Origin of the sequence: Pseudocalidococcus azoricus BACA0444 (assembly GCF_031729055.1) — a bacterium.
Taxonomy (GTDB): domain Bacteria; phylum Cyanobacteriota; class Cyanobacteriia; order Thermosynechococcales; family Thermosynechococcaceae; genus Pseudocalidococcus; species Pseudocalidococcus azoricus.
Map to the genome: position 1 here is coordinate 23,691 of NZ_JAVMIP010000019.1, position 12,673 is coordinate 36,363.

The window sequence follows — 12,673 nt, forward strand, 5'->3', positions numbered from 1 at the left end:
TGCTCTCTATGAACACCATAGAATTATGAGACGAAACTTATTATAATTTAACAACTCAGCCTACCTGACTGAATATAAAACAATTTATGGACGATAAAATTAATGCTTCAAATAAAAGATACTGGTTGGTCGGAAAAGGAGAAAGCAGTTGCCCAAGCCAGCCTTAAGTTAGCCCGTGAGCGAGAAATTGCATCCCTCATGCTGGAGGTTTCTCACCAGGCCAATGGCATGACCACCTTAGACGATCTCTGGAAGCTCCACGACTTTTTAAGTGCGAGACGCTATGACATCGAAGGGAAATATGAGGATGAATACTCCGTTCTCATCTTTGTCTTGGCCCGCCTAGTGAAGGAGGGGTGGCTGCTGGCTGAGGAACTCAAGGGGTTAGAGGAGGATAAATTAACCAAAGTGACGGTTCTGGCCCGGATGTGACCCTAAATCCAGCCCAGACTGTTTTTGGCCAATAGACGTTTGATTGAATTTTACCCCAATCTGATTCTGGCTAGATACAGTAACGGTGTTTAGCTTGTCTCTTGGTCAAAGCCTCGATTATGGATAGGGCGTAACACAGATCTCTTTCAGAGCCATAGAACTCTATCGGCATTACTGATGGGGCAAAATCTTGGTTTATTCCGTTCTTTAGAGGGCTGCCTCGCAATGGGTCAGGCTATAGCGTTACTCATTTAGGGCTCTTATTGGGACAAGTCAGGAAATGCTTTATGGGCAGTCTTTTTACGATTTTCACTCTCTCAGAATAGTCTGCGTAACGCTATATCGGCTTATCTGTGACCAGAATGGACGGTGTTTTCAACCCATCATTCTCAACTAATCCGTGGTGGAGACTCTGTCTGGCCGAATCCACCGATGCCCTTGAATTAAATGCGATAGAGTAAGAAATATGTCCTGTTTTCGGTCGCATCCTCGGTATGGCGTTTTCATCCATTGCTGTGCGTGAATTGCCCCTGTTTCCCCTGCCGGAAGTTGTCCTATTTCCCGGTCGCCCCCTACCACTCCACATTTTTGAGTTTCGCTACCGGATTATGATGAACACCATTCTCGAGGAGGATCGCCGCTTTGGGGTTTTAATGTGGGATCAACAATCGGGTCGCCCGGCCAATGTGGGTTGCTGTGCGGAGGTTCTCCGTTATGAACGATTACCTGATGATCGCATGGTGATTGAGTGTCTAGGGCAGCAACGGTTTCGAGTTTTAGATTATGTCCGGGAAAAGCCCTATCGGGTTGGCCTGGTGGAGTGGATTGAAGATGAGCCAGTTGTTGAGGATTTAGCTCCCCTGGGCCTGGAGGTGCGGCAGTTACTCGAGGATGTGGTGCGTTTATCTTCCAAACTAACCGAGCAGAGTATTCAACTCCCCCCCGATCTACCCCAACTCCCGCGGGAACTATCCTTCTGGATTGCCAGTAATTTTCATGGCGTGGCTGGGGAGCAACAAAAACTCTTAGAAATGCAAATCACTGCGGAACGATTACAACGAGAAGCCGAGATTTTGACCACAACCCGGAATCATTTGGCAGCCCGCACTGTTCTCAAAGATACTTTTAACGCCTAAGGACTCTAGTTGGCAGCTATTTTGGGCCGACCTAATTGAAGGGCAATGGATAAGCTTAGTTTTTGCCAGTTCTACTCGCTCAGAACAGTTTGTGTAACGCTATAGCTTGAGGGATTGGGTTAGGGGGTGCTGGTGCGTGGCAGGTAAAACGGACAAACTGACTTGGAATATGAAGCCCAGCTCAATTAGGGGCCAGCTTTCGGGATCAAAAACCTATTTGATGCATACCGGCTGCGGTAGAGATACAGGTCATGGAGGTGTAAGTTGACGAGGAGCATTGTCGGTCAAACCAATACGCCCTTAACTCCCGATGGCAGAATTCGGATTCCTCGCCGCGGGGCACCCTCTCCCTTGGCAGATCCCTATCATCTGCTACTGTCTATTTCCTGGCCGATCTTTTTTGTTTTTGCCGTCAGTTTGTTTTTTCTGGTCAATTGTCTGTTTGCTGAACTATATCTTTTGGGGGGAAATTGTATTAGCAATTCCCGGCCGGGACACTTTGGCGATGCCTTTTTCTTTAGTGTGCAAACGATTGGTACTGTTGGCTATGGGGTCATGGCTCCAGTCACCGACTATGCCCATATTGTGGTTTCGGTGGAGGTATTAACGGGATTATTGGGTTTTGCCATCATGACAGGCCTGGTTTTTTCCCGTTTTGCTCGCCCCACCGCTCGAGTTCTCTTCAGTCAAGCTGCTTTGATTGCAAATCACAATGGTGTGCCAACTTTAATGTTTCGGATGGCGAATCAACGGGGGAGTCATATCCTCGAGGCCCAAATAAAATTAGCTGCTCTTCTCAATGAAGTCACCCAAGAAGGAGAAAGTCTGCGCCGCTTTTATAATTTGCCCCTGATTCGCCATCAATCGCCAGTGTTTGGTCTCACTTGGTTGGCTCTTCACCCGATTACCGCTGATAGCCCCATCGCTGCCATTAGCCCGGAGTGGATGGAAAAATATAGCCTATCTTTGCTAGTGACCTTAACGGGTGTTGATGAAACCCTGGTCAATAATATTCATGCTCGCCACGCCTACTTACCAGAACGGATTCTCTGGGGGCAACGTTTTGAAGATGTTTTAGTCCGCAATCGCCAAGGACAGTTGTACTTGGACTTACGCCGCTTCCACCAAACTCGCCCGGATTTGAGCAGTCCCCCACTGGTCTGATGCAATCCGGTCAACAACTATGGGAGGATAATCCAGGAATGACTGGGAGAATCCCCAGGCCCGCCCCCTAATCTGTGTGATAGAACTGCCGTGTATCGTCTGATTGCCCCTGCCAAAATTAATCTGTTTTTACAAATTGTGGGTGACTATCTCCCAGACCCCCGCTACCACGAACTCGTCATGGTAATGCAGGCTATAACCTTGGCGGATGGAATTAGCCTCAGCCCCCTGTCTCAAGAAGTGATTGTTCTCACCTGTGATCATCCCCAAGTTCCGACTAACTCCCATAATTTGGCCTACAAAGCTGCGGCCCTGATGCAATCCCAGTTTCCCGGCCAAGGGGGGATTGAGATTCATATTGATAAACGAATTCCGATTGGGGCGGGCCTGGCGGGGGGGTCTGCGGATGCGGCGGCTGTCCTGGTGGGTCTGGATATTTTGTGGGATTTAGGCTTAACCCAAGGCGAATTACAAGGCCTGGGTGGGCAGTTGGGGGCCGATGTCCCATTCTGTATTGGTGGAGGTACAGCCTTGGCCTTGGGGCGGGGGGACGATCTTACACCCTTGCCGGATTTAGACCATGTCGTGCTATTACTGGGCAAGTTCACCAACATCAGTGTTTCGACACCCTGGGCCTATCAAACCTATCGCCAGACCTATGGAGCTAGTTATGCCCAGACACCAGTCCAGCAGGAAAAAAAACGACAACAAGGCGGCTCTCGGGAACTGCTCCAGGCCCTGAGTCAGAAAGATATTCCCACCTTGGCCCAGGCCCTCCATAACGATTTTGAAGCGATTGTTTTGCCTGAATATCCCTTAGTTGCCCAATTACGCCAGGCCTTTGTTGATGCTGGGGCCATGGCCGCGATGATGTCCGGTTCGGGGCCGACCGTTTTTGCCATTGCCGAATCTCAAGGGCAAGCCGAAACTATCAAAACTCAGGTACAAGGGCAATTTGCGGATCAGGGCCTGGATATTTGGCTGGCTCAGACTTGTCCCCATGGGGTGCGGTTGGTGGCCCAGGCCTAAGTTAATCAGATTACTAGCTGGCTTGAGTTTATAGTTTGGCTGCTGGTCAAAGGCTATGGGTTAAGTGCACGAGGGTAAGCTCTCGTAAGGGTATTATTGGGCAGGCGAAGCATTGCTTTTGTGATATGGTCATTCCAGTTAATAGTGAGACAATGGAGATACAAGAGCGATAACTTCTCCTATCTCCAACAGGGTAGTCAGGTTACTCAAGCTGCGAAACTCTTCTTCGAGCGTTAGCGTTAGCCTACCGGCGGTGCAGCAAAGCTCTTCCAAGTCGGTCGTGCAACTATCTATCGTTGGCTAGGACGGGATAATTGAGCCCCAATCGTGGTCACCCGTTATCCCCGGAAACTCGATTGGAATGCCCAGGAAGCAGATCTCAAGGAACATCCCTAGAGCTTTGCTCGTTAGTTATTGAGTTTGAGCAAAATAATAGTCCCGTGGTAGGCCGCTACGGCTAGATCCTGGCCATTGGGATGAAATGCAACACTGCCTAAGCGTTCCAAGTTGGGATTGTAGCTGTCGAGTAAGGTTCCTTGAACGTCCCAAAGCCGTAAAACTCCGTCATCTGAAACGGTGGCAATTAAGTTATCGCGGCTAAAAGCGGCTCCAGTGACCCAGCCTTTTTCTAGGACTTTGAGTTTGAGAAGCTCTCTACCATCTAAGTTAAATACCCTGGCTGTGCCGTCAAATCCAGCCGTAACTAAGCGTTGACCATCCGCACTAAAGTTGACACTATTTAAGCGTCCCTGGCCAGTCTGAATGGTCTTGACAACCTCAGCCTTAGGATTGAGCAATGTAATGGTGCCAATGTCTTGAGTGACAGCAATTAAGTCACGATTGGGAGACAGATCCATATTGCGGCTCACCCCAGGCCGGGTTAGGGTTGACCAAGCGGTTCCGTCCATTGACCAAAATTTAATACTGCCATCATCGGAACTGGAAACCACCCCTGGCCCCAAAAATCGGACATCCGTGGCCCCGGAAGTATGGCCGCGCAGTTCTTTTAAGGCCTGGCCTGAGAAGTTCCAGATCCGCACCGTCCCGTCATAGCTGGCCGTCACTATCTGAGTTGCATCCTGGTTGAATTGACCGTTAAAAAGCATAGCGATGGGTTGGCCCGCCAGTTCTCGCACTAAGTCGCCATTGGCCGACCAAATTTTAGCCAGGCCATCGGTAGCTGTAGAAAGTAGGTATCGCCCATCCCGACTGTAATGAATTTGAATAATGGCTTCCCCTGTCAGTTGATGGCCCTGAAACTGCTTTATGACTTCTAACTTGGCCTGGGGGTTGCGCCGACTCAGTAGTAGCGGGGTTGAGGTGGCCGGCAATGGGGCAAAAGCAGGTAGCCCCCCCACCATTCCCAGGCCAAAGGCAAACCCTAAGGCGAATTTAGTCCAGAACTTTTTATTCACGGCTTGATTCACAGCTATGTTGACCACATCATGACAACGAGATGTCCAAAATCCATACTTGCCCTTTATTACTGGTCACGGCCAGGTGCTTGCCATCGGCGGAGAAATTTAAGCTGGTTAATTTGTTGTTTTCTCCAAGAGGCAAACTTTGGATTAAACGACCATCCACAGCCCAAAGCCGTAAAACTCCGTCATCACTGGCAGTGGCAATATACAATCCTCGCAAATAGAAATCAGTACCGTTGACCCACCCCGAGTTAGTCGCCTTAAATTCCACCAAGAAAGAACCATCTATCCCCCAGAGTTTAGCTGAGCCATCTGTCCCGGCGGTGAGAATAAAGTTACCATTTGGACTAAACCGGACATGATTCATCCGCCCCTGGCCCGTTTGAATTTCCTGTTGAATTTCACCATCAGGAGCTAAGAGATAGAGCATCCCACTATCGGAGACACTAGCAATCAGTGCGCTGGTGGGGGAATAGGCTAAGTTGCGGGCCGTGCCTGGTTTAATGATCCCGGCCAAGCGCGTCCCCGTGGGATTAAAGACAAGGGTTTGCCCATCATCTGAACAGGTGACAATAACCTTCCCATTTGGACTAAGGAGAGCATCGGCAGTGGCAGCCCGGTGAGGTTCAAATTTTTCCAGCACCTCGCCCTGGGGATTCCAGAGCCAAACCGTGCCATCATAGCCTGTTGTGAGAATGACCTTTCCATCGGGAGAAAATCGAGCATTGAACATGGGGGGTTTTTGGCCAGATAATCTCGCCAAGGCCTGGCCCTGTAAATTCCAGACAGAGGCAACCCCATCGGCGGAGGCGGTAACTAGGGTCTGGCCATCGGGGCTAAAGTAAATCCGGTTTAAGCCCACCCCACTGGCCTGGAATTGGATTTTAACGGTTAAGGGACTTTGAGCAACCGCAATCTGCTGGGGCATGGGCGTGATCACCTTAGCTAATCCCGGCCCTGCGCTGCCAACTCCAGGTAATAATAAAGAAAGAATCAAATAGTGTTGCAACTGCCGACTCCAAAATTGACACAATCAATAACAACGAATGCCAGATCAAACGTGTAGAGACAGTATGGTAATCCTAAGTTATTGTTAGCTTACCCCAGGCCTGAGTCCAAAGTTAGCCATCACAGGTTAAGAAGTGTGACTGAGTCTTGCTGGAATTCAGATAATCTTCAATGATCAAAACATCTCGCTGGAGACTTTGAGAATCTTCCATGAATACCAGTAAAACCACAGATGCCACCACCAGATTTTCTAATCGAGTTAGTTATTATGTCAAGTATCGTCCTTCTTATCCCACAGAAATAGTTGAATTTTTGTCCCAACGGTTAAGCTTATCCCCCACCTCAGTTATTGCCGACATTGGTTCTGGGACAGGCATATTATCAGAACTATTTCTCAAAAATGGGAATCCGGTTTACGGGATCGAACCCAACCCAGAAATGCGCCAAGCGGCTGAGTCGTTATTAGAAAACCATCCAAATTTTATCAGTATCAATGGCTCTGCTGAAATCACAACCTTAGAGAATCATTCTATTGACTTTATTGTCGCTGGCCAGGCCTTTCATTGGTTTGATCGGGTTAAGTCGCGGCAAGAATTTCAGCGCATCTTAAAACCGGGGGCCTGGGTGATCTTGATTTGGAATGATCGACAAACGGAATCAACTCCCTTTTTAAGAGCCTTTGAAGCCTTTCTCCAAGAATTTAGCACCGATTACCAGCAGATTAATCATAAAAACGTTGATGATCGGATACTGAGTCACTTTTATGGCAGCAGTCACTATCAACAGCAAACCTTTCCCAATCAGCAAATTTTTGACTATGAGGGTTTGCTTGGTCGGGTTTTGTCATCGTCTTATATTCCAATGTCTGGCGATCTCAATTACGACTCAATGCTGGCAGCTTTGGAACAGTTATTTGCTCAGTATCAAGAACAGAATCAAGTAAGTTTTATTTACGACACGAGATTGTTTTATGGACAATTACTCTAAATTCTATTTGACAGGATGAAGTCAATCACGGTAGTCTCAAGCCTTGCATAGTCTGAGTTAGAGGAGTCCAAAAACTAGTGGCGAAGATCTCTCGGCGTAAATTTCTTACCCTTGCCAGTGCCACCACATTGACAGCCATGGGTGCATCGCGCTTACATGCAGCGGAATCTGGGCAAACCCTAGAGCAAGCCTTAGATCAACGATTACCCTTTCCAGGCCAATATGGAAAAGACTATAACCAGGCCAAAATTAAAGCCTTTCATCTCCATAATCAATCCCTCACCAGCCCACTACACCAATCCCTCCTCGCCCTCTGGCAAGATGTATATCAAAAGACCAATGGCGAGCTACTAGTTACCCCACTGCACTATGATGCCTCGTTGCCCGCTGGAGATCCCCAGGCCGTGCGATTGGTGGCGGAGGGACGCTTTGAACTGGTGAGTGTGGCCGGGCCGATTATTGATAAGCTCTGTCCCCAGGCCATCAGTATCCAAAATTTTCCCTTTCTCTATCAGTCCCCGGAAGATGTCTATCGGATTATTAATCAGCCCCAATTTCCCCAGGCCTTGAATCAAGCAGTGGCCCGATACAACCTCACCTATCTCCGCTATGGCACCTTTGATAATGGAATGCGGGTGATTACCTCGATTGAGTCCAGGCCAATTCGGACGACCCAGGATTTAGTTAATCTGAGGATTCGGATTCCCCCCTCCAATGACATGAAAGCAACCATGGAGGCTTTGGGTGCAAAAACAGAGGCCTTTACGATGAACCAAGTCTATGGGGCATTGGCCAAGCAATTAGTCCAGGCCCAGGAAAATCCCTATGCGGTGGCGATGGATTTTGAGTTGTATAAAGTCACTAAATATTTGAATCTCACGAATCATGCCTGGTCGGGATACAATATATTTTTTAATACTAAATTCTGGCAGAGTTTATCCCAATCTACCCGCAGCATCATTACTGAGTTAATGCCCATTTACCAGGCCAAAAATCTGCAAGCCCAACAAGACTACAACAAAAAAGTTTATCAGCAGCTCATCCAAGACAAGGGAATGATTGCCACTGAACCAGATATGTCCCCCGCCCCGCACAAGTTAATTGGAGTCTATCAGTCAATTTATGGGCAACTGAATCCCCTACTCCAACTCTTAGTGAAAGATAAACTGTCGGCATTAACTGGCTTGCGGTTCTCCTAGGGTGATCTAATTCTACATTTTGCTTTTTTTCGCTTGTTGATTTGCCGTGACTTTCCCCACCTTCCCCATGCCCCAATTCCGATTCCAGCTTTTTTCTCAGGTTTCATTGGCGATTTTGCTCAGTTTGATCGGGTGGTTGGCTGGTTCTCCCTCGGCCTGGGCGGATCTGTCCCCTACAGTAACTAAAGTAATCACCATTTCCAACTATGGCGCTCCAGTCTCCTTCGATGAGCATCCTCAGGGCGGGCAATATGTGGTGGCGTTTCGGGATTGCGAATTAGTTTTCCTTGATGCAACCTTTAAGATTACCCAAGCGGTAAAAATTCCCAACTGTCGGAGTTTGTTTGGGGCCAAATATGGCTATCTCAATAAGCAACTGGTGGTGGTTTCCCCAGTCTATGTGGGCGAAAGTGTGATCTATGATTTTTCCGCCATTCACCGGCTCAGAACCCATAATGCCGCAGTCACCGGCTCGTTATTAGTGAACAATGACCTGATCTCCACCTCTGATGATGGCTCAGTCAGAATTACCGAAATTCTTAATCTGGCGGAACTAAAAACTCAGCAACAGGAGCTATATAAGTCGATTGGTGTCGCCCGTAAAATTGCCATTTATCCCGATCTGGGAGGGCCGGTGTCGCGCCTGGCCATCAGCTATGACACGGGTGAGATTGTTGTTTTTCCAAATCAGGCCAACCTTCGCAGTCCTACCCTGAAACCCCAAGTTTTTCGCCCGCTTCAAAGTCGGATTAATATGATTCGCTTTACCCCCGATGGCCAGAGTTTAGTGGCGGGGTATTTTACGGGGGAATTACTGAAACTGGACTTGAGGACGGGGCAATCTCAGGTGTTGGGTCGGGCCGAGTTTTGGTTAAATACGATTGATATGATTCCTGAAGGGCTACTGGTGACGGGCAATAACCAAGGAATTGTCAAACTATTTACCATCGCCACTGAACAGGAAATTCTGGCACAGCAGATTGGCCCGGCTCCGATTGTTTCGGTTGAATTTATCAATCCCCATACTGTGGTAGTGGTTGATGCCCAGGGAAATCTTTATCAACTGCAATTTTAAGGCAACCTGATCGCGTGACTCATTGAGGGTGAGACGGGAACAAGTCAGATAATGCTTAATGGGCCCCTCTGTTTGGCCGTTCTCCCCCCTCTGAACAGTCCGCGTTACGCTCTGGTTAGGGTTTGAGGCGAGGCGTAATTTTCTCAAGTCCTTTTAATGCACAGGCCTGGTCAAAGTTACCCCCCGGCCCGCCAGACACTCCAATCGCCCCAATCAGTTCATCACCAACTTTAATTGCTAACCCACCGGTACTAAAGTTAATGCCATAGAGGGGATTGGGGGGCAATGGTACATTCCCCATCGGCAAAGGGGTGGGGGTCATTTTGGCCGTAATGGCTGCCGTTGAATCCACTTTGAAAATTGGCCCGAGGGTGATCACCGTGTAGGCTTTGTCATGACTCATCTGAATAGTATGGGGGGTGGCATTATTACCCCGAATCACAGCCTGAACTACCCCATCCCGATTCACCACGGTTGCCGTAACGTTATATCCCTGTTGCTGGCAGGTTTGTACCGCCGTCATCCCCGCTTCCACCGCCAAGTCCACAGGTAACTGATAATAACTGGGCAGGGCAAGGGCAGTGGCGGAAAACCCGACCCAACAGCCAAGGTTCAGGCAAAGGAGCAGCAGGGATTTGGGGTAGGGCATAGGTTTAATAACTCTTAGGATGACATCGATCAAATTTAAGCTGGCAAATTTAAGTTGGCTCGGCAGCATCAAAAGATTATAGAATGCCGGAGATTACTCGCATAGGCCTGGCATGGGGATGACACCATTTGCAACACCGACCCAATTGTTAAATATCCTTTCTCCCCTGGATGCCACTGCCGAAAACTTTGAGTTGATCGCCCCTCCAGCCTCTCACCCGACTGTTTCCACGGATACCCGCACCTTACAACCAGGGGATATTTTCCTCGCCTTACGGGGTGAAACCTTTGATGGCCACGGCTTTGTTCAGGTTGCCAAACAGCAAGGGGCTAGTTTAGCCATTGTTGACCAGGCCATGACAACCCCCATCCCCCAAATTGTTGTTCAAGATACCTTGGCCGCCTATCAAATCTTGGGGCAGTGGTGGCGACAGCAATTTCAAATCCCTGTGATTGCCATTACCGGCTCGGTGGGGAAAACCACAACTAAGGAACTGATTGCGGCGGCCTTGGGTTGTTATGGCAAAGTTCTCAAAACAGAGGCCAACTACAACAACGAAATTGGTGTCCCGAAAACCCTGCTGCAATTAACCGATGACCATGACTTTGCGGTGATAGAAATGGGGATGCGCGGGCCGGGTGAAATTGCCCTCTTAAGTCGGGTAGCCCAGGCCACGGTTGGAGTCATTACCAATGTCGGTACTGCCCATATTGGCCGCTTAGGATCCCGAGAAGCCATTGCCCAGGCCAAATGTGAACTCCTCGCTCAACTCCCCAAAACCAGTACAGCTATCCTCAATGGTGAACAACCCCTTTTATTGGCGATGGCAGAAAAAGTATGGGCCGAAAAAACCATCACCTATGGCCTGGAAACTGGGAAGTTACGGGGGACATTGCTACCCGACAACCAGATTGAGATTAACGGACAAGTTTTTCCCTTACCGCTTCCCGGCCGGCACAATGCTTTGAACTTCTTAGCGACAATTGCTGTCACCCAGGCCCTAGGCTTAGACCTGATGCCGTTGCAATCTGGGATCACAGTCCAACTCCCCCCTGGGCGGGCCAAACGCTATACCCTTGAGACTGATATTGTCCTGTTGGATGAAACCTACAACGCTGGCCTGGAATCCATGTTAGCCTCCTTGCAGATTTTGGCAGAGACTCCGGGGACGCGGCGAATTGCGGTTTTAGGGCCGATGCGGGAACTGGGGGATTACGCGGTGGCCTTGCATCAAGAGGTGGGGGCGCGAGTCAAAGACTTGCAATTGGATCAGTTGTTAATTTTGGACACCGAAGCAGAAGGTCAGGCCCTCGCCCAAGGAGCTACCCCCATTCCGACTCAGCAATTTAGCCAACATCAAGACTTAATTGAACATCTTAAAACCATCATTGGGCCTGGGGATCGGCTGCTCTTTAAGGCTTCCCATTCGGTGGGCTTGGATCGGGTGGTCAAGGCCTTGCGAGAGTCAGGAGATTAACTGTGAATCCGACCATCGGGCATAATCGCTCCAGCTAGTTTGGCTCCGGTGAGTTTGACTAAAATCCGATCTCCCTGGCCAACTTTTGCCCCCCGTAAATCGGCCCCCCGTAAGTCGGCTCCACTAAAATCAGCTCCGATTAAATTAGCATCACGCAAGTTGGCATTGCTGAGGTTGGCATTTAGTAAGTTGGCCCGGAAAAGCGTGGCCTGGGAAAGGTTAGCCCGGTAAAAACTGACCCGATGTAAAAACGCGTCACTCAAATCTGCGCCAGTTAAATCCGCATAACTTAAATTCCGACCTTCAAAATCTTTTTCGCGTAAATCGGCCCCCCGTAAATTTGCACCACTGAGGTCTTTCCCACGGGGATGATTTGTGCCATCAGGTTCTGGATGGGAAGTGGATTGTTTGGGGGGGTCTGGCGGTCGTGGTGGGGCCTGGTAGGGGGGGGGCTTGGGAGCAGATTGGGGGGGACGATGGGTTTGATAACTCCGATAGTCATAGGGATTAGAGGTATAGTCCTGGGCCGGGTTGTGGCGATAACCAGCATGGGTTTGATTGTGGGCCTGGTTTGGGGTTTGGCGGTGATTTTGGCTTTGCTGATGGCTGTGGGCACCATTGTGATGGCCATTACTCTGGTGATTGTGGGGTGACTGGTGGGACTGAGTTGAATAGGTAGAGCGCGGATAGCCGTTTTGATGGGAACTTTGGTGAGGCTGAGTTTGGGAACGGGTGTGGACTTTGCCATTGCGATGCTGTTGGCGCAAATGATCGCGGGCCTGGTTAATCTGCTTAATTTTATCGTGAGCTTTTTCTAATAAACGGTCATTATCCTTAGGAACCCGATCCGGATGCCAGATAAACACCAAATCTTTGTAGGCCTGGTTAATTTCCTCCAGAGTTGCCCCCGGCTCCAATTCCAAGACTCGATAGCAGGCCGCCAAATCTAGCATCCAGTTGCAACCCGTCTCACTTTAGCTAAAAATTATTGGGACATTATCCATAGCTCACATTTTATAGCGTTAGCCAGTCAGCGCGCCGCTAGGAAACATCACGCAAGGATCCATAAACCGTGATGACCCGGCTTTCCGCATCA

The 12,673-nt window shown here is 49.2% G+C and carries 12 protein-coding genes and 1 pseudogene; 9 read left to right on the forward strand and 4 right to left on the reverse strand.

Annotated elements, in window-relative coordinates; translation table 11 throughout:
* The first annotated feature begins 102 nt into the window (after positions 1–102).
* From RIF25_RS14165 to RIF25_RS17385, 5 genes and pseudogenes are all read left to right on the forward strand, one after another.
* The gene (locus tag RIF25_RS14165; protein WP_322879179.1) at positions 103–432 is read left to right on the forward strand and encodes a hypothetical protein; all 330 of its coding nucleotides are present in this window, start codon (positions 103–105) and stop codon (positions 430–432) included.
* Positions 433–926: 494 nt separating this feature from the next.
* Positions 927–1,568 (forward strand): LON peptidase substrate-binding domain-containing protein, encoded by a 642-nt coding sequence (locus tag RIF25_RS14170; protein WP_322879180.1) that lies wholly within the window; start codon positions 927–929, stop codon positions 1,566–1,568.
* A 264-nt stretch (positions 1,569–1,832) separates the two neighbouring features.
* On the forward strand, positions 1,833–2,732 hold the full coding sequence (locus RIF25_RS14175) for an ion channel (protein WP_322879181.1): 900 nt from the start codon (positions 1,833–1,835) through the stop codon (positions 2,730–2,732).
* 90 nt (positions 2,733–2,822) lie between these two features.
* The gene (ispE, locus tag RIF25_RS14180; RefSeq protein WP_322879182.1) at positions 2,823–3,761 is read left to right on the forward strand and encodes a 4-(cytidine 5'-diphospho)-2-C-methyl-D-erythritol kinase; all 939 of its coding nucleotides are present in this window, start codon (positions 2,823–2,825) and stop codon (positions 3,759–3,761) included.
* A 255-nt stretch (positions 3,762–4,016) separates the two neighbouring features.
* Positions 4,017–4,154, forward strand: a pseudogene (locus RIF25_RS17385) (IS630 transposase-related protein); the annotation flags it as partial.
* 14 nt (positions 4,155–4,168) lie between these two features.
* On the opposite strand, the gene RIF25_RS14185 reads toward RIF25_RS17385, so the two are convergent.
* The gene (locus RIF25_RS14185; protein ID WP_407682438.1) at positions 4,169–5,176 is read right to left on the reverse strand and encodes a WD40 repeat domain-containing protein; all 1,008 of its coding nucleotides are present in this window, start codon (positions 5,174–5,176) and stop codon (positions 4,169–4,171) included.
* Between the two features lie 28 nt (positions 5,177–5,204).
* On the reverse strand, positions 5,205–6,191 hold the full coding sequence (locus RIF25_RS14190; protein WP_322879184.1) for a WD40 repeat domain-containing protein: 987 nt from the start codon (positions 6,189–6,191) through the stop codon (positions 5,205–5,207).
* A gap of 209 nt (positions 6,192–6,400) precedes the next feature.
* Here RIF25_RS14190 and RIF25_RS14195 point away from each other — a divergent pair, with 209 nt between their 5' ends.
* From RIF25_RS14195 to RIF25_RS14205, 3 genes are all read left to right on the forward strand, one after another.
* Positions 6,401–7,177 (forward strand): class I SAM-dependent methyltransferase, encoded by a 777-nt coding sequence (locus RIF25_RS14195; RefSeq protein ID WP_322879185.1) that lies wholly within the window; start codon positions 6,401–6,403, stop codon positions 7,175–7,177.
* A gap of 77 nt (positions 7,178–7,254) precedes the next feature.
* Positions 7,255–8,376, forward strand: a complete 1,122-nt coding sequence (locus RIF25_RS14200; protein WP_322879186.1) for a DctP family TRAP transporter solute-binding subunit — start codon at positions 7,255–7,257, stop codon at positions 8,374–8,376.
* Positions 8,377–8,443: 67 nt separating this feature from the next.
* Positions 8,444–9,451 carry a WD40 repeat domain-containing protein gene (locus tag RIF25_RS14205; protein WP_322879187.1) on the forward strand — a complete coding sequence of 336 codons (1,008 nt, stop codon included), beginning with the start codon at positions 8,444–8,446 and terminating at the stop codon, positions 9,449–9,451.
* A gap of 115 nt (positions 9,452–9,566) precedes the next feature.
* Here the strand turns inward: RIF25_RS14205 and RIF25_RS14210 are convergent, their stop codons facing one another.
* Positions 9,567–10,100, reverse strand: coding sequence for a GlcG/HbpS family heme-binding protein (locus tag RIF25_RS14210; protein ID WP_322879188.1), 534 nt, complete (start codon positions 10,098–10,100; stop codon positions 9,567–9,569).
* Positions 10,101–10,212: 112 nt separating this feature from the next.
* Between RIF25_RS14210 and RIF25_RS14215 the strand changes: the two genes are divergently transcribed.
* The gene (locus RIF25_RS14215; RefSeq protein WP_407682436.1) at positions 10,213–11,577 is read left to right on the forward strand and encodes a UDP-N-acetylmuramoyl-tripeptide--D-alanyl-D-alanine ligase; all 1,365 of its coding nucleotides are present in this window, start codon (positions 10,213–10,215) and stop codon (positions 11,575–11,577) included.
* Here the strand turns inward: RIF25_RS14215 and RIF25_RS14220 are convergent.
* Entirely contained in the window at positions 11,574–12,530 is a 957-nt protein-coding gene (locus tag RIF25_RS14220; RefSeq protein WP_322879190.1) for a pentapeptide repeat-containing protein, read from the reverse strand. The two genes, RIF25_RS14215 and RIF25_RS14220, sit on opposite strands and share 4 nt — an antisense overlap.
* Positions 12,531–12,673: the final 143 nt, after the last annotated feature.

Bases quoted from the DNA above. Each gene is read 5' to 3' on its own strand.
- RIF25_RS14165 (WP_322879179.1), top strand. From the start codon at position 103: ATGCTTCAAATAAAAGATACTGGTTGGTCGGAAAAGGAGAAAGCAGTT.
- RIF25_RS14170 (WP_322879180.1), top strand. From the start codon at position 927: ATGGCGTTTTCATCCATTGCTGTGCGTGAATTGCCCCTGTTTCCCCTG.
- RIF25_RS14195 (WP_322879185.1), top strand. From the start codon at position 6,401: ATGAATACCAGTAAAACCACAGATGCCACCACCAGATTTTCTAATCGA.
- RIF25_RS14205 (WP_322879187.1), top strand. From the start codon at position 8,444: ATGCCCCAATTCCGATTCCAGCTTTTTTCTCAGGTTTCATTGGCGATT.
- RIF25_RS14210 (WP_322879188.1), bottom strand. From the start codon at position 10,100: ATGCCCTACCCCAAATCCCTGCTGCTCCTTTGCCTGAACCTTGGCTGT.
- RIF25_RS14215 (WP_407682436.1), top strand. From the start codon at position 10,213: ATGGGGATGACACCATTTGCAACACCGACCCAATTGTTAAATATCCTT.
- RIF25_RS14220 (WP_322879190.1), bottom strand. From the start codon at position 12,530: ATGCTAGATTTGGCGGCCTGCTATCGAGTCTTGGAATTGGAGCCGGGG.